This is a genomic window from Gordonia sp. SGD-V-85, assembly GCF_001456905.1.
Taxonomy (GTDB): domain Bacteria; phylum Actinomycetota; class Actinomycetes; order Mycobacteriales; family Mycobacteriaceae; genus Gordonia; species Gordonia hongkongensis.
The window spans coordinates 59730-74653 of the sequence record NZ_LNQO01000007.1; the positions used below are offsets into that span (position 1 = coordinate 59730).

The 14924-nt window shown below is 67.4% G+C and carries 15 protein-coding genes; 6 read left to right on the top strand and 9 right to left on the bottom strand.

All coding sequences use genetic code 11. The annotated features are described in order from the left end of the window. Positions 1 to 43: 43 nt before the first annotated feature. Together AS181_RS10155 and AS181_RS10160 are read right to left on the bottom strand one after the other, a co-directional pair. Complete coding sequence (locus AS181_RS10155; protein WP_058251479.1) at positions 44 to 1306, bottom strand: gephyrin-like molybdotransferase receptor GlpR; 1263 nt, start codon at positions 1304 to 1306, stop codon at positions 44 to 46. Positions 1307 to 1454: 148 nt separating this feature from the next. After that, the gene (locus tag AS181_RS10160) at positions 1455 to 2123 is read right to left on the bottom strand and encodes an SIMPL domain-containing protein (RefSeq protein ID WP_058251480.1); all 669 of its coding nucleotides are present in this window, start codon (positions 2121 to 2123) and stop codon (positions 1455 to 1457) included. A gap of 315 nt (positions 2124 to 2438) precedes the next feature. On the opposite strand from AS181_RS10160, the gene AS181_RS10165 reads away from it, so the two are divergent. Continuing rightward, positions 2439 to 2972: an ankyrin repeat domain-containing protein gene (locus tag AS181_RS10165; RefSeq protein ID WP_058251481.1), complete on the top strand. Its 534-nt coding sequence runs from the start codon at positions 2439 to 2441 to the stop codon at positions 2970 to 2972. A 41-nt stretch (positions 2973 to 3013) separates the two neighbouring features. Here the strand turns inward: AS181_RS10165 and AS181_RS10170 are convergent, their stop codons facing one another. From AS181_RS10170 to AS181_RS10185, 4 genes are all read right to left on the bottom strand, one after another. Further along, the gene (locus tag AS181_RS10170; protein ID WP_058251482.1) at positions 3014 to 3517 is read right to left on the bottom strand and encodes a hypothetical protein; all 504 of its coding nucleotides are present in this window, start codon (positions 3515 to 3517) and stop codon (positions 3014 to 3016) included. A 22-nt stretch (positions 3518 to 3539) separates the two neighbouring features. Beyond that, entirely contained in the window at positions 3540 to 4196 is a 657-nt protein-coding gene (locus AS181_RS10175; RefSeq protein ID WP_058251483.1) for a GNAT family N-acetyltransferase, read from the bottom strand. A gap of 166 nt (positions 4197 to 4362) precedes the next feature. Further along, complete coding sequence (gene glp, locus AS181_RS10180; RefSeq protein ID WP_058251484.1) at positions 4363 to 5667, bottom strand: molybdotransferase-like divisome protein Glp; 1305 nt, start codon at positions 5665 to 5667, stop codon at positions 4363 to 4365. Between the two features lie 160 nt (positions 5668 to 5827). Beyond that, positions 5828 to 6772 (bottom strand): UTP--glucose-1-phosphate uridylyltransferase, encoded by a 945-nt coding sequence (locus AS181_RS10185; RefSeq protein WP_058251485.1) that lies wholly within the window; start codon positions 6770 to 6772, stop codon positions 5828 to 5830. Between the two features lie 163 nt (positions 6773 to 6935). Here AS181_RS10185 and AS181_RS10190 point away from each other — a divergent pair, with 163 nt between their 5' ends. Further along, positions 6936 to 7514, top strand: coding sequence for a 5-formyltetrahydrofolate cyclo-ligase (locus tag AS181_RS10190; protein WP_058251486.1), 579 nt, complete (start codon positions 6936 to 6938; stop codon positions 7512 to 7514). A 79-nt stretch (positions 7515 to 7593) separates the two neighbouring features. Here the strand turns inward: AS181_RS10190 and AS181_RS10195 are convergent, their stop codons facing one another. Then, the gene (locus AS181_RS10195) at positions 7594 to 7923 is read right to left on the bottom strand and encodes an FmdB family zinc ribbon protein (RefSeq protein WP_058251487.1); all 330 of its coding nucleotides are present in this window, start codon (positions 7921 to 7923) and stop codon (positions 7594 to 7596) included. Between the two features lie 224 nt (positions 7924 to 8147). Between AS181_RS10195 and AS181_RS10200 the strand changes: the two genes are divergently transcribed. Next, positions 8148 to 9695 (top strand): alanine/glycine:cation symporter family protein, encoded by a 1548-nt coding sequence (locus AS181_RS10200; protein WP_058251488.1) that lies wholly within the window; start codon positions 8148 to 8150, stop codon positions 9693 to 9695. A gap of 45 nt (positions 9696 to 9740) precedes the next feature. Here AS181_RS10200 and nhaA read toward each other — a convergent pair whose 3' ends face one another. Then, a complete protein-coding gene (gene nhaA, locus AS181_RS10205) occupies positions 9741 to 11018 on the bottom strand; it encodes a Na+/H+ antiporter NhaA (protein WP_058251489.1) in 1278 nt (425 codons plus the stop codon). Positions 11019 to 11247: 229 nt separating this feature from the next. On the opposite strand from nhaA, the gene AS181_RS10210 reads away from it, so the two are divergent. The 3 genes from AS181_RS10210 to AS181_RS25620 all read left to right on the top strand — a co-directional run bounded on the left by AS181_RS10210 (position 11248) and on the right by AS181_RS25620 (position 13203). Then, positions 11248 to 11919: an SAF domain-containing protein gene (locus AS181_RS10210; RefSeq protein ID WP_058251490.1), complete on the top strand. Its 672-nt coding sequence runs from the start codon at positions 11248 to 11250 to the stop codon at positions 11917 to 11919. A gap of 176 nt (positions 11920 to 12095) precedes the next feature. Next, on the top strand, positions 12096 to 12929 hold the full coding sequence (gene mscL / locus AS181_RS10215) for a large conductance mechanosensitive channel protein MscL (protein WP_058251668.1): 834 nt from the start codon (positions 12096 to 12098) through the stop codon (positions 12927 to 12929). A gap of 145 nt (positions 12930 to 13074) precedes the next feature. Continuing rightward, the gene (locus tag AS181_RS25620) at positions 13075 to 13203 is read left to right on the top strand and encodes a hypothetical protein (protein WP_269434030.1); all 129 of its coding nucleotides are present in this window, start codon (positions 13075 to 13077) and stop codon (positions 13201 to 13203) included. 207 nt (positions 13204 to 13410) lie between these two features. Here AS181_RS25620 and AS181_RS10220 read toward each other — a convergent pair whose 3' ends face one another. Then, the gene (locus tag AS181_RS10220; RefSeq protein ID WP_058251491.1) at positions 13411 to 14034 is read right to left on the bottom strand and encodes a hypothetical protein; all 624 of its coding nucleotides are present in this window, start codon (positions 14032 to 14034) and stop codon (positions 13411 to 13413) included. Positions 14035 to 14924 lie beyond the last annotated feature (890 nt).

The following is a 14924-nucleotide window of genomic DNA, read 5'->3' on the forward strand; positions in this document are numbered from 1 at the left end:
TAGGTCTCGCTGAGCGACACCTACTGCTGAACGGGTGTGGAGATCAGCCGACGCGGCGGTACTGCAGGTCTTCGCGGTCCATGCGGCGACGCTGGAACGGCGGAAGGCGGTCGAACACCGGGTCCTCGTCGTCGATCTCGAGAACCGTTGCGCCACCGGGCCGCCGAAGTCGCGGCGGCGGGGGTGCGGCGGCGAACTCCGGGACCGCGGCGGCGCGTCGACGACGCTCCTCCTCGGCACGCGCCGACCGCTTGGCGCGCGCAAGGCGCTGTGCCCGGATCTGCTGCTCGGTCTTCACCGCACGACGCAGGTACGCGAGGTAGCCCACCAGGAGCAGACCGAGCACGCCGGTGGCCACCCAACCGGGCGTCCCGACGACGAAGCCGGCCGCGATCGCCAGCAAGACCAGCACGAACAACCCCAGCGTGACGCGCTGACGCTCCCGGTACTTGAGCTCGCGTTCCTTCTCGGAGGAATAGACACTGCGTCCGGACCGTCGACTGCTCGACGAATGCGCCGCCGGGCGGCTGTCCTCGACCTCGTCGGGATCGGTTACATAGGCCTCGGCGTCGTCCGCCTCGTCCTCGTCGACCGACTCGGCTCGATCACTGCGCCGCGACGCGCGGGCGTAGTCGTCGTACTCGTCCTCGTCGAGTTCGTCTGTGGCGTCCTCGTATTCGGCGTCCTCGTATTCGGCGTCCTCGTCCTCGAGGTCGTCGTCGTACTCGCCGTCCTCGTATTCGCTGTCGACGTCCTCGAAGTCGTCGTCGTATTCGGCTTCCTCGGACGTGGTGTCCGACTCGTCGTCTGCGGTCTCGTCGCGTTCGACGTCGACCTCGATGTCGTCATCGGTTTCCGCGACGGCGTCGTTGTCACTCTCGCTGTGGCTGTCCACGGACTCGTCATCGGTGTCCCCGAGTGCGGTGTCGACCGAATCATCGTCGTCGTCCACGGATTCTGCCGTCGGCTTCTCGACCTTCGCACTGCCGGAACGACGCACTCGGGTCGAGGACTCACTCTTCGCGACGTCGGCGTCGTCCTCGGTGTCGACGTCGCTGTCGGCCTCGAGCGTCGCGGTGGCGCTGCGACGCGAGGACTTCCACGACGGATCGTGCGGATGACGGGCCGACGACCGGCGTCGACTTCCCGAGGCCGTCGCGGTGCGCGACCCACCGCGGTGCAGCAGTCGCGTCTTGCGCGCGGCGTCGGTCGACTTCAGGATCTGCGGACGTCCCTTGATGACCATCGGGACCAGCACGAAGAGCCAGACCGCGACGAGACAGACCCACAGTACGGAGTTGGGCATGCGACTCTCCCTTCATTCACTCTGGTCACACGAAGCCACTCCACAATCTAGGACGACGACAGGTCGGCCCCGGGTAGACGCGCCGTGTCACAGGCGAATCGGCGCGGGTTTCACACGCGCCTCTCAGCATCACCGTTGCCGTGAGGGTTCACTGCGCCCGAAACCGGGCGTCCACCGCGACGGCGATCTCGATGTCGTCGGTGCGCAGTTCCAGCGACGGCGAGGCCGGCGGACCGGCGGCGACCGCCATCGGCATGGCCCGTCGCCTCGCCGTCGGCACATTCGAGGCCAGGTCCGGATCGGACAGGAGCACCGGCGTCACCGGTCCCCGACCCACCGCATCGGAATAGGCCTGGGCCTTGAGAATCGCGTCCTCGACAGCGTCCCGACGCAACTCCCGCTCGCGTTCGCGCCGCGTCTGCTCGTGGAGATCCCAGTCGATGTCACCGACCTCGACGGCATCGACCGACGCCCAGAGGTCGATGAACTCTGACAACCCCTCGAAGTCGACGAACTCGGCTTCGATGCGAATGCGGGTGTTGTACACCAGTTCTCGACGCTCGCCTGTCTCCGAATACGGACGATAGGAATAGACCCGCACCGAGTCGGCCGTCCATCGGGTCACTGCCCCCGCCGACTCGAGTCCCGTCAGCGCACGGGTCAGATCGGTGTGCACCTCGACCGCGCGCGTGTAGACCGCCGGTTTGTCCGCACCCTCCACGCGCACCACGAGGTGGATGATTCCGCGCTCGGGCCGATACCGACCGCGTGCCTGGCCGCGGACCACGATCTCCAGTTCGTCACTGTGTTCGGTCATTCCGAGAGCCTATGCGTCGACTGAGGCGGGTTATCGTAAAAATCGGACATGAGGCACGGAGGGACGGCATGGTGCGGATGAAGAGACTCGTGGCGGTGGTTGCGACAGCACTGTCCGCGTGCGTGGTCGCCGGGTGCGGGTGGATCGCGGACGTCGTCTCGACGCGCGTCGACGCGGCCGACTACTTCACCGCCCCCACCGTCCGAGTGCTCGACGCAGCCCGACGAGACGATCAGACCGCGATCGAATCCCTAAGTCGCCGCGGGCGCCGACCTCGACGAACTCGGCGGCGATCCGGAGACCGACCCGCGGCGCGTGGACATCACGCCACTGCAGTGGGCGGTGGAATTCGGGCCGCCGGCGGCCGTGGGTGCCCTGCTCCGCGCGGGCGCCGACCCGCATCTGCCAGGCGCCGGCAGCTACAACGCCGTCGCCTACAGCGTGCTGCTCGACCGTTTCGACGCCTTCCGCACCATCATCGAGTTCGACGAAGGGCTGGTCGGGGCGTCGGACCGGATCAGCGGCAACGTCGTGCACACCGCTGTCCGCCATCGTCGCGGGGACGCCTTGCGCCTGCTGATCGACCGCGGCGCCGACCTCAACTCGGTGCAACCGCTCGCCGGCCGAACGCCGCTGTTCACCTCGGCAGACGTGCTCAACATCGACCACTGCCTCGTCCTGTTGCGCGCGGGCGCCGATGGCGCGCACCGGGATCAGCGCGGTTCGACGTTCCTGCCCTCGCTGTACACGGCCGACGACTCCATCCGGACGAGTTCCTATCTCCGCACCCGAGCCGCGATCGAATCCGAGATGCGCGCGCGGGACTTCCCCATCGAGACCGGGCGCTGACGTAGGCGCTGAAGAAGCCGGCGACCGCATGGCGATTCGGGCTAGCGGTAGCCGTACTTGTCGAGCAATGCCGTGACCACGAGCCCCGCCCCTTCGGGCCCGGTCGGGGTGTCCGGCGAGGTGTCGGCCGAATACGCCACATCGAACGTGTGGCGGTCCAGGCGCACGATGTAGCGCGCCAGTCCCTCTGACTCATAGAAGATCTCGGCCCGTGTGCCGGCGAGAACCACGGTGTCGTTGAGGTGGTCGGGTTCGGTGGGACCCGACACCCAGTAGTACATACTCGGGTCCCGGTACGCACCGATCTCCCAGGCGCACGTCGGTCGGGACACCGCGGCCCGCTGCACCGGCACGTCCTGTACACCGAGTTCTTCCAGAACATTTCGAGGCACGTCGCAGGGGTCCGTGTCGCTGCCGGTCGCGACCTGCTCGGAGACCGGCACGCCGTTCACGGCGCGTCCGGTCTCGTGGATCGCGCACCCCGTGGCGAAGAACGCGGCCGCCACGGTCAGCGTGAGACGGCGCGAGCCGGTCGTGGTGATCACGCGGTGACCTCGACGCCCCGACTCACTGGAACGACGCCCGGCCCGCCCGGACCAGTGCCTCGGCGGCGCTGCCGACCACTTCCTCGGCCGTGAGCGCGAACAGCATGTGGTCGCGCCAGCGCTTGTTCACGTCCATATAGCGCAGCAGGAGACCCTCTTGCCGAAACCCGATGTTGGTCAACACCTTCCGCGATGCCTCGTTGGTCGGCTGCACCGTCGCGTCGAGCCGGTGCAGGCCCACCGGACCGAAGCAGTGGTCCACCCCGAGCGCCACCGCGGCGGTCGCGATGCCGTTCCCGGCGTACGCCGCGTCCACCCAGTAGCCGATCCACGCCGTCCGGACGGCACCGCGCTGGATGTTGCCCACCGTCAGCTGCCCGACGTAGCGGCCGTCGAGTTCGATCACGAACGGGAGCAGCGCACCTCGTTTGGCCTCCGACTTCAGCACCGCGAACAGCGGCGGCCACGACCCGGGCTGATGGCGTTCAGCCCAGCTTCCGACACCCGTCGGTTCCCAGGGCAACAGGGCGTTCTGGTTGCGGATCCGCAACTCGCTCCACGTCTTGGCATCCCGCACCTTCACGGGCCGCAGGGTGACCGTGCCGGTCCGGGTGCGCAGCGGCCCGAGGGTGGCCGGCCATCCCGGACTTCCCTGACTGCCGCTCAACCACCTGAACACGAGAAGAAGTTTATGCGCTGTCACAGCGCCGACGGCGTGAGACCTGGATCTCGCGTCGGGGTGGTGGTTTCGACTCGGCGCCTCGCTCCGCTCGGTGCCGGCTCAACCAGCGGGGGTGGGGGCGCCTCGACCTCGACGCGCTCGTTCGTTGCTTGCTCAGCAGGGGTCACCCGCGCTGCGCGAGGAACGCCACTTCGACCTCGTCGCCCGTGCCCATCTCCTCGACATCGGGGTCGACCATGATCAGGCAGTTCGCCTCGGCGAGTTCGGCGAGCAGGTGCGACGACCCGGTCGGTGAGGCGCCGAGCACCTGCACCAGGTAGTCCCCCGACCGTTCGTCCCGCATCAGCTGCCCACGCAGGTAACCCTTGCGGCCGCGCACCGACGCGATCGGTCCGATGGTGCGCGCCTTGATGATCCGCCGCATCGGTTGCCGTTTGCCCAGCGCGATCCGGATGAGCGGCCGGACCATCACCTCGAAGGTCACCAGAGCGCTCACCGGGTTGGCGGGGAGCAGGAACGTCGGCACCTCGTCGCGTCCGAGGCGCCCGAAGCCCTGGACCGACCCCGGGTGCATCGCCACCCGCACGATCTCCAGGTCGCCGAGGTCGGCGAGCGCGTCGGCGACAGCGGTCGACGCACTTCCCCCCACCGCACCGCAGATGACCACGATCTCGGAGCGGATGAGCTGCGCCTCGACGACCTCCCGCATCCGCGACGCCTCGCGCTCGGCGATGCCGACGCGGTTCACGTCGGCGCCGGCGTCGCGGGCGGCAGCGGCCAGCGCGTAGCTGTTGACGTCGTAGATCTGACCGGGACCGGGTGTGCGGTCGATGTCGACGAGCTCACTGCCCACCGAGATGACCGACAGGCGCGGGCGCGGGTGCACCATCACGCGTGCCTGACCGACCGCGGCGAGCAGCCCGACCTGGGCCGGGCCGATGATCGAGCCCGCGCGGACCGCGACATCGCCCGGCTGCACGTCGTCGCCGACCCGCCGGACGTAGTTGCCGCTCTCGACGCCGTGTCCGATCTTGACCTTCTGGTCGCCACCGTCGGTCCAGCGCAACGGGACCACGGCGTCGGCGAGCGTCGGCATCGGGGCCCCGGTCTCGACGCGCACCGCCTGACGCGGTTGCAGCCGCGTCGGTGTCCGCGAGCCCGGCCCGACCTCGCCGACCACCGGCAGGGACACGATCATCGGTTCGCCCGGTTCGAGGTCGACGAGCTCGGCGCCGTTGGCGTCGAAGTCCTCCAGGTCTTCGGGTGCGAGCACCCCGGCCAGACCGACGTCGACCGCACGCACCGCGTAGCCGTCGATGGCCGCCTGGTCGAAGCCGGGCATCGGGTGCTCGGTGACGACCTCCTCGGCGCACATCAGGCCCTGCGCCTCGGAGATCGCGACGCGCACTGGACGCGGCGCCACTGCCGCCGCGGTCACCAGCGTCAGATGATCTTCGACAGACCGCATCTCACCGCTCTTCCCGTCTCAACCGGTCAGTGCACCGGGACGTGCGGCCGACAGCGCTCGGCACGTCGTGCACTCGATACAACACAGGAGAACGTTATCGAGCGCGCCCGCGGCAGCGTGCGAGGCGCGCGGATGCGACCGGTGATCGCCCGTGCGGAAATCAGCCGTCGGCGAGACGCTTCTCGAGCCATTCGCGCAGATCGGGACCGTAGTCGTCGCGGTCGAGCGCGAAGTCGACGGCGGCCTTGAGATAGCCGCCGGGGTTGCCGAGATCGTGTCGGGTGCCGTGGTGGACGACGACGTGGACCGGCTCGCCCTCCTCGATGAGAAGCGCGATGGCGTCGGTGAGCTGCAGTTCGCCACCGGCGCCGGGTTCGATGCGGCGCAGCGCGTCGAAGATCTTGCGGTCGAGGATGTAGCGACCCGCGGCGGCCAGATTCGACGGCGCATCCTGCGGTTCGGGCTTCTCGACCATGCCCTTGAGGCGCATGACGTTCGGGTTGTTGGCATCGGGAAGCGGCTCGACGTCGAAGACGCCGTAGGCGCTGATGCGATCTTCGGGGACCTCGATGGCACACAGCACCGAGCCGCCCCGGCGCTGACGGGTGCGCGCCATGACCTCCAGGACACCTCCGGGTAGCACCAGGTCGTCGGGCAGCAGAACTGCCACGGCGTCCTCGTCGTCGTCGAGGTAGCTCTCGACGCAACCGACCGCGTGCCCGAGGCCGAGCGGCTTCTCCTGCACGACCGACGCGACCTCGAGCAGGTTGGGCGCCTTGCGCACCTTGGCCAGCATCGACTCCTTGCCACGCGTGGCGAGGGTGTTCTCGAGCACGAGGTCCTCGACGAAGTGGGCGACCACGCCGTCCTTGCCCGGAGAGGTGACGATCAGGAGACGATCGGCGCCGGCCGCCTTGGCCTCTTCGGCGACGAGCTCGATGCCGGGGGTGTCGACCACCGGCAGCAATTCCTTGGGCACCGTCTTGGTCGCCGGCAGGAACCTCGTGCCCAACCCGGCTGCCGGGACGACCGCGGTACGCGGGATCGGCGGAGTGTTGGGTACACCTTCGTACTCACTGAAACCAGCTTTATCCGTCGCACTCATGAATCCACCCTAGGACAGGTGCCGGTTCTCGGCCGGACAGACGGCGGTGACCGGGACCTCACCACGCTCGTTCCGACGGTCGGATACAGTGCGGGCGTCCCGGCTGTCCCGGCCGGGGTGCACATGCCACCGGTCTCGAGACGACGCGAAGGACGGTCGGGTCTTGACAACGCTGAAACAGCAACTGCGACAAGAGATCGAGGATCGGCGATCGCGTCGGTCCGCCGACGAGCGGGACCGGTCCGCCGCGGCCCTCGCCGAATGGATGTACTCCTGCCCCTTCCGGCTCGAATACGACGTCACGGTCGCAGCGCATGTCCCCGTCGGCAACGAACCCGGCTCGAATTCGATGCTCGACGCGCTCGTCGACCGCGGCGTGTCGGTTCTGGTCCCGGTGGTTCCCGACGGCGATCCTGCACCGATGGACTGGGCGCCGTACACGGGGCCGGACTCGCTGGCTCCCGGGCGCTGGGGACTTCTGGAACCGACCACCGACCGCGTCGGGGTGACCGCGATCCGCGCGGCGTCGGTGATCCTGGTCCCAGCGCTCGCGATCGACAAGAGCGGTGTGCGCCTCGGACGCGGCGCCGGATATTACGACCGAACCCTGCACGGTCTGTCGGCCGACCTCGTCGGCGTGGTCTACGACGACGAGGTCGTCGACTCACTGCCGTCCGGTGACCACGATGTCCCGGTCGGTTGGACTCTCACTCCCGGAGACGGGTTCCGCCGACTCGGCTGACCCGGGTACAGCGGAACCCGGGCGGTGTCGGGTGACATCGCCCGGGTTCGACCTACGAGGTTGTCGTCTGGGACGCCGGTCAGGCGGGAGTCGCGGCCTTGGTCTCGCTCTTGGTCGACGACGACGAGCTCGCGGAGTCCGACTTGGAGCTGCTCGACGAGCTGTCCGACGACGAGGAGGAACTCGACGACGAGCTGTCCGACGAGGACGTCGAGGTGTCCGAGGACGAACCGGGACGCGAGTCCGTGCGGTAGAAACCGCTGCCCTTGAACACGATGCCGACCGAGTTGAACAGCTTGCGCAGGCGGCCAGCGCACTGCGGGCACTCGGTCAGCGAGTCGTCGGAGAAGGACTGGACGATGTCGAACTTGTTGTCGCACTCCGTGCAGGCATACGAGTAGGTGGGCACCGCGAAACCTCCGAATGTCAGTAAACGATGACCAGTGTAACCGACTTTGGCACTCCCTCATTCCGAGTGCTAAGCGCGAGTTCCGGCCGACGGATTTCGCACCTTGTCGCGCACCGCCGCGTGGCGTCGTGCAAAGTGTTCGCCTAGCTGAAGCAACCAGTTCACCGCTCGATCACCGGGACGGACCGCCACGAGCGTCCGTCCCCACCATCGCTGGAGCCGCCATGACCGACTTCCTCAACGACCTCAACAGCATCATCTGGAGCAATCCGCTGGTGTACCTGTGCCTCGGTGTCGGGGTCTACTTCTCCATCCGTTCGAGATTCCTCCAGATCCGGCACGTACCGGAGATGATCCGGGTCATGCGTCATGGCGAGAGCTCGCCCGACGGGGTGTCGTCGTTCCAGGCGCTGATGATCTCGCTGGCCGGCCGGGTCGGCACCGGCAACATCGCCGGTGTGGCCACAGCGATCGCCTTCGGCGGTCCCGGCGCCCTGTTCTGGATGTGGGCGATGGCCTTCCTCGGGGCGTCGACGTCGTTCGTCGAGTGCACGCTGGGCCAGATCTACAAGACCCGCGATCCGCTGACCAACGAGTACCGCGGCGGCCCGGCGTACTACTTCAGCAAGGCGCTGGCCCACACCAAGGCGGCACCGTTCTTCAAGGTCTACGGGCTCATCTTCGCCGCCGTGACCGTCCTCGCCTGCGGCCTGCTACTCCCGAGCGTGCAGTCCAATTCCATGGCCATCGCGATGAACCAGGCGTGGGGTATCGCCGACTGGGCGGTGGCGGTCGGCGTCGTCATCGTGTTGGCGTTCGTCATCATCGGCGGGGTCAAGCGCATCGCCACGTTCGCGACCATCGTCGTCCCGTTCATGGCCGTCCTGTACATCCTGTTCGCGCTCGTCGTCGTCTTCACCAACGCTTCGCAGATCCCCGAAGTCCTCCGGCTCATCTTCGCCAGTGCATTCGGTATCGATTCCGTGTTCGGCTCGATCGTCGGCGCGGCCGTGATGTGGGGCGTCAAGCGCGGCATCTACTCCAACGAGGCCGGACAGGGCACCGGACCCCATGCCGCCGCTGCCGCGGAGGTCTCGCATCCGGCCAAGCAGGGGTTCGTACAGGCCTTCGCCGTCTACGTCGACACCCTGTTCGTCTGTTCGGCGACCGGCTTCCTCATCATCTCGACCGGCGCATACCGCGTCTTCGAGGGCGAGAGCGCCGACGGCGCAGTGCTTTCCGACGGCGGGATGCTGAACGGCCCCGTCGAGGTCGGCCCAGCCTTCGTCCAGGTCGGCTTCGACAGCATGTGGAGCGGCGCGGGTTCGACGTTCGTGGCGATCTCGCTGGCGTTCTTCTGCCTCACGACGATCATCGCGTACTACTACATGGCCGAGACCAACCTGCGGTTCCTGATGGGCAAGGCCGCCACCCTCTACATCCGCCCCCTGCGCAGCACGCTGGGCGTCAACCTCACGCTGCTCCTGCAGGCACTGATCCTGGTGTCGGTGGCGATCGGCTGCGTCTCCACCGCAAGTGAGGCATGGACGCTCGGCGACATCGGCGTCGGACTCATGGCGTGGCTGAACATCGTGGGCATCCTGATCCTGCAGCAGCCCGCCTTCAAGGCGCTGCGCGACTACGAGAAGCAGAAGAAGCAGGGCAAGGACCCGATCTTCGATCCCGTCGCTCTCGGCATCGTCGGGGCGACGTTCTGGGAGTCCTACGGCCGCGCCGACGAACGCACCGACGAGGTCACGGTCGCGAAGTAGGACCGTCCCACACGAACCGCGGGCCTCGGACCGAGGCCCGCGGATTCATCCCCCGATGACGTCCTTGTCGATGTCGGGGATGTTGTCTCGGTTCATGTCGGGGTCGCGCGCCTGGCGGGCGTCCCACCGCAGCAGAATCGCGGCCAGGATCGCCGACGCGACGGACCCGGCGAGGATGGCCGCCTTCGCCGCGGCGGCATGGTCGTCGGAGCCGGCCTCGAAGCTCAGTTCGGCGATGAGCAGCGCCACGGTGAACCCGACACCGGTGAGCAGCCCGACCGGGAGCAGGTCGCGGAGGCCCACCGCGTCGGGGAGGCGTAGCGGTGTGAACCTGGTCATCAGCCACGTCGAACCCATCACGCCGACGACCTTGCCGAGGACGAGGCCGACGACGATCCCGATGGACACCGGCTGCACGATCGACCCTTCGCCGCCGACGACGCTCACCCCGGCCGCGGCGAATGCGAACACGGGCAGCGCGATCGCGGCGGAGTACGGGCGGACCGCGTCGTCGAGCCTCTCGGTGCGCGGCTGTTTCTCTCCGCGGATCGCAACGGCGGGCACCGTGAAGCCGAGCAGGACGCCGGCAACGGTCGCGTGCACACCGGACGCGTGCATCAGCCCCCAGGCCGCGATGGCGACCGGGATGAGCAGCGGCCACCAGCGCCACGCCCGTCGCACCAGCACAGCGAAGACGGCCACCGCGACGAGCGCGGCCGCCAGCATCACGAAATCGATCTGTTCGGTGTAGACGGTCGCGATCACGATGATGCCGAGCAGATCGTCGACGACGGCAAGCGTGAGCAGAAACGTCCGGAGGGCCAGCGGCAGCCCGCGCCCGAAGATCGCGAGAACCGCAAGGGCGAACGCGATGTCGGTGGCCGTCGGGATCGCCCAGCCGCGCAGACCCTCAGGATCGCCGATCGCCACGATCACGACGTAGCAGAGAGCCGGGGTGACCATGCCGCCCACTGCGGCCGCAATCGGCACACCGGCGAGTTTGAGATCGCGGAGGCTTCCGGCGACGAACTCGTGTTTGAGTTCGACACCGACCACGAAGAAGAAGATCGCCAGCAGCCCGTCGGAGGCCCAGTGCGCGAGCGACAGGTGTAGATGGAGGGCCTCGGGCCCCACCTCGATGTGGAGCAGCGAGTCGTAGGCCTCCCGCCAGGGCGAGTTGGCCCAGAGCACCGCGACCGCCGCAGCCACGAGCAGCAACGCTCCACTCGTCGTGTCGAGGGCGGCCCATTTCCGCAGGCGGTCTGTCCGTCCGCTCGCCGGTGCCGGGCCGTCGGTGACATCGCCTGGTGTCTGGTCGGTCATCGCGCTCCTCTGGATCGAGTGGACAAGTCATCATCGCGCCACCCGCACGGGCGACGGCCGACCAGACTTCCCGGCACACCGGGGATCGATTCTCCTCCACCGCGTCGCGGCGCACCACCGCACCCCGTCCGCGGCACCGCTGTCCCCAGGGCCGGCCGTGCGGCCCGACTCTGTCCACAGGCGGGGCGGATGGCCGGCGGCCGTCGACCACCGACCTACCGTTCGCGACATGTCTCCGGCGTCGACGCACCGCTACCACGACTCCCTCGCTCCCCGGCTCCGCGACCGGCTGGGCGCCGCACTACGGCCTGGATGGACCCGCAGCCTCCTGGTCCGACGCGTCGTCGCGGCGGCGCTCGTCATCGCGGCTGTCGTCGTCGGGATGACCGGGACACGCGCCGACGGCGATGTCGAGGTCGTGGTGGCCGCACATGAACTGCGGCCGGGTCAGGTGGTCGACGTCGCTGATCTCCAGTCGCGGCGGATTGCGGGAGCCACGGTTCCCGGGGGCGCCCTGACACATGCCGGTCCGGCCATCGGAAAGACCGTGACCGGGCGGGTCCGCAGTGGCGAGATCATGACGGACACGCGCCTGCTGTCATCACGTCTACCCGCCGACCTGACCGGGGACGACGATGCCCGGCTCGTACCGATACGACTGTCGGACGAGGCCGTGACCGCGCTGCTGCGACCCGGCGACGTGGTCGACGTGTTGACCGACGAGGCGGAAGTGCTGGCCCGCCGCGCCGTCGTCGCACTCCATGCAGCCGAAACACAGTCCGGTGGCATCGCTCCCGGCGGGACCGCGGCCGCGCCGGTGCTGCTCGCGATGGACGCCACATCTGCTCATCGGGTCGCGGCGGCGGGACTCGACACAGCACTCGCAGTCGTCATGCACTGACGAATGGGCGGGTCATCGCACGACGACACAACCGGGCCAATCAACTCAAATGGATCGGTTCGTTCACGATCGTGGATAGGGTAGTACGAGCTCGCGCAGCGCATGTCGGATTTGCTCCGATCATGCGCAGAATCACCGGACAAGAGCAGGACATCACCGAAAAGAGGCCGTACACCGTGCTCAAGGGATTCAGGGATTTCATACTCAAGGGCAATGTCGTCGAGTTGGCGACAGCGGTCATCATCGGCGCCGCGTTCACCGCGATCGTCACCGCGTTCACCGAGGGCATCGTCCAGCCGATCATCAATTCGATCCCCGTCGGCTCCGACGCCGCGCAGGGACTCGGCTTCCAGATCACCGACAACCCATCGACATTCGTGGACCTCGGCAGTGTCATCACCGCGGTGATCAACTTCCTGATCATCGCCGCGGTGGTGTACTTCATCATCATCCTGCCGTACAACAAGCTGGCCGAGCTGGGCGGTTTCGGCAAGAAGGCGGAGGTCACCGAGATCGCCCTGCTGTCCGAGATCCGCGATCTGCTGGACCCCGACGGCACCTCGAAGGCCAAGGCGGAGGCCGAGAGTGATCTGCCGTCGCATCTCTCCGATCCGTCCGGTCCGGTCGGCGACTCCTACGGTCCACCGTCGGGCTCCTTCGCCCCGTACGAAGCACCCGCCGGAGCCGGTACGACGCAACGCATCTCGACTCCGCCGGCACCTCAGGGCCCGCCGTCGCACCCCACTCCCCCGCAATCGGTTCCGTCGCAGAACGTTCCGCCCCAGTCCGTCCCGCAGAATCGTCCTCCGCAGAGCCCGCCACCGGGAAGTCCGTCGGGCCAGCCGTATCCGACGCCGCAGCCGGCACCCGGTAGCTACCCGCCGCCCGGGAACTACCCGGGCCCCGGCAACTACCCGCCTCCCGGGCCCGGAAGCGGTTATCCCGGTGAGCAATACCCGGGCGACTTCCCGGGTGAGGGCCCGGACGCGCCGGGGCGCCACTCGCGCTGACACGCGGGCCCCGTCTCCCAGGAAGCTGACAGCGGGAGCCCTCCGAACCCGAAGGTCGGCCCCCTACTTTGGGATTCGTCGCCGGAACGTGCGACCGCACCGAGCCTGAAAGACCGGTGCGACCGAACGAGAACAGGATGAACGAATGCCGAACAAGCCCGCACAGAACCGTCAGTCGCAGATCCAGAACCGGCGTCCGGCGCGTCCGCAGCAGCGCACCCAACCGCGTGCGCAGGCCCGCCCCAGGACGTTCCCGTGGTTCTTCGGTAGCTGAGTAACCCCGCTCCCAATCCAAGAGTCTGCACAATTCCTGCTCCCTGAGGTGCGAGGAGCGCAGGCCACTGCCCTCTGCTCCCTGAGGTGCGAGGAGCGCAAGCGACGAGCCACGAAGGGTTAGGCGACTTACCTCGTCAGCCCTTCGTGGCTCGCTTCGCTCACACCTCAGGGAGCATGGGGAGGGCACCTCAGGGGCAGTGCCAGTTCACGCCGGCGGGTCGACGCGCTGCACCCAGACGGTCGGCCCGTCGGTCAGGGTGAACTGAGCCCGTACCTGCGCGTTCCACCGGCGGGCGTAGAGGGCCGACAGCCGTTCGTCACTCGTGCTGCACGTGACCGGCAGCCCTTCGCGCCGGCCGCGCTCGATGACCGGATCGACCAGCCCGGCGAGGGTGCCGCCTCGGCGATGACCCGGATGGACGAGCGCGAAGATCACCTTGATCGGATTCTCCGCGACCTGCGCTTCCTCCGATTTCTGCTGCAACTCGGTGAAGCGGTGGATGAAGCCGTCTAGCTCCTGCACGATCTGCTTGGTTCGCTCCTTGAGGTCATCGTCGATTCGCCCGGCCTCGTCGGCGGGGGCCGAGACCGCGATCAGAGCGATCAGCTCTCCGTTCTCGTCGAATACACCCCGCAGACCAGGTAGGTACTCGATGAACAGGATCTCGCCGTACCAGCGGTACGCCTCGGCGGCCGCGTCAGCGCCGATGAGCCAGCGGTAGACCGGGACCTCGCGTAGACCTCGTTCGAGCAAGTCGAGCGCCGTCTCCATGTCTGATTCGACCAATCGCCGGGACGTCGTGCCTCCCACCTCCACGCGCTGCGTCACCGCTTCATACCAGCACATTCACATCGCCGACGGCCAGTCACCAACCGGCGACCGGCAGGACCGTTCCGTGGGTCAGAACCGAATGAGTTCACCGAGAATTCAACCTTGTCTGGTCAGGACAGGAGTAGAAACGTGCGGTATTGTCAGCCGCGTTGCCGTCCTCGCGACGGAACGACCGTGCTAGACAACGACATCGTCGACACCCATTAGGAGAATCGCATGTCCGACGCGATCAGCATTTCCTGGATCCGCCTCTACCTCGAGGAAATCGTCACCGATTCGGATGGCGACGACGGATTCGGCTCGTACGCAGCGGAGTAAGGCGAGCGCAGCGACTCTCGCCGTTTTCGATCGTTTCCGATCGTGACGGCGCAGGCATCTACTCCGGTCAGAAATTTCCGGAAAGCGATCAACACCTAGGAGAACATCATGGGCGAAATCTACGGCGGTTCCATCGAAGACGCACTGAAGGCGCTGTTCAGCGGCTCGGATGACAACTACGGAGAAGAGGTCGAGGTCGACTGAGACGTCGACCCGATCCCGCACAACGAGCAAACCGACTCAAGGAGACCGACATGGCCACTGGCATCGAGATCAACCTCAACGAGCTGTTCAAGGACGTTTTCAGCGGTTCACTGGAAGAAGAGCCGACGCCTCCGCCTGCCTGACAGTTGCCCGATGCCAAGTGGCTCCGCAGCTGCACTCCGGGGCCGGGTCGGCATTGCGCGCTGATTAGCCGACGCAGCGACATCATGAACGAAAGATTTGAAATTCGTTCATCAATCGGTCGAGCGCTGTGGCGAATTCAGCATTTATGATCCATAGGTCTGCGACGGGGGCGTGGATCACGTGCACGCGATACCCGTCCAGCATCTCATCACTGACGAAGG

Coding starts and splice junctions, on each gene's coding strand:
- nhaA (WP_058251489.1), bottom strand. CDS start 11,018: ATGACCGACCAGACACCAGGCGATGTCACCGACGGCCCGGCACCGGCG.
- AS181_RS10160 (WP_058251480.1), bottom strand. CDS start 2,123: ATGACCGAACACAGTGACGAACTGGAGATCGTGGTCCGCGGCCAGGCA.
- AS181_RS10210 (WP_058251490.1), top strand. CDS start 11,248: ATGTCTCCGGCGTCGACGCACCGCTACCACGACTCCCTCGCTCCCCGG.
- AS181_RS25620 (WP_269434030.1), top strand. CDS start 13,075: ATGCCGAACAAGCCCGCACAGAACCGTCAGTCGCAGATCCAGAACCGG.
- glp (WP_058251484.1), bottom strand. CDS start 5,667: ATGCGGTCTGTCGAAGATCATCTGACGCTGGTGACCGCGGCGGCAGTG.
- AS181_RS10185 (WP_058251485.1), bottom strand. CDS start 6,772: ATGAGTGCGACGGATAAAGCTGGTTTCAGTGAGTACGAAGGTGTACCC.
- AS181_RS10155 (WP_058251479.1), bottom strand. CDS start 1,306: ATGCCCAACTCCGTACTGTGGGTCTGTCTCGTCGCGGTCTGGCTCTTC.
- AS181_RS10200 (WP_058251488.1), top strand. CDS start 8,148: ATGACCGACTTCCTCAACGACCTCAACAGCATCATCTGGAGCAATCCG.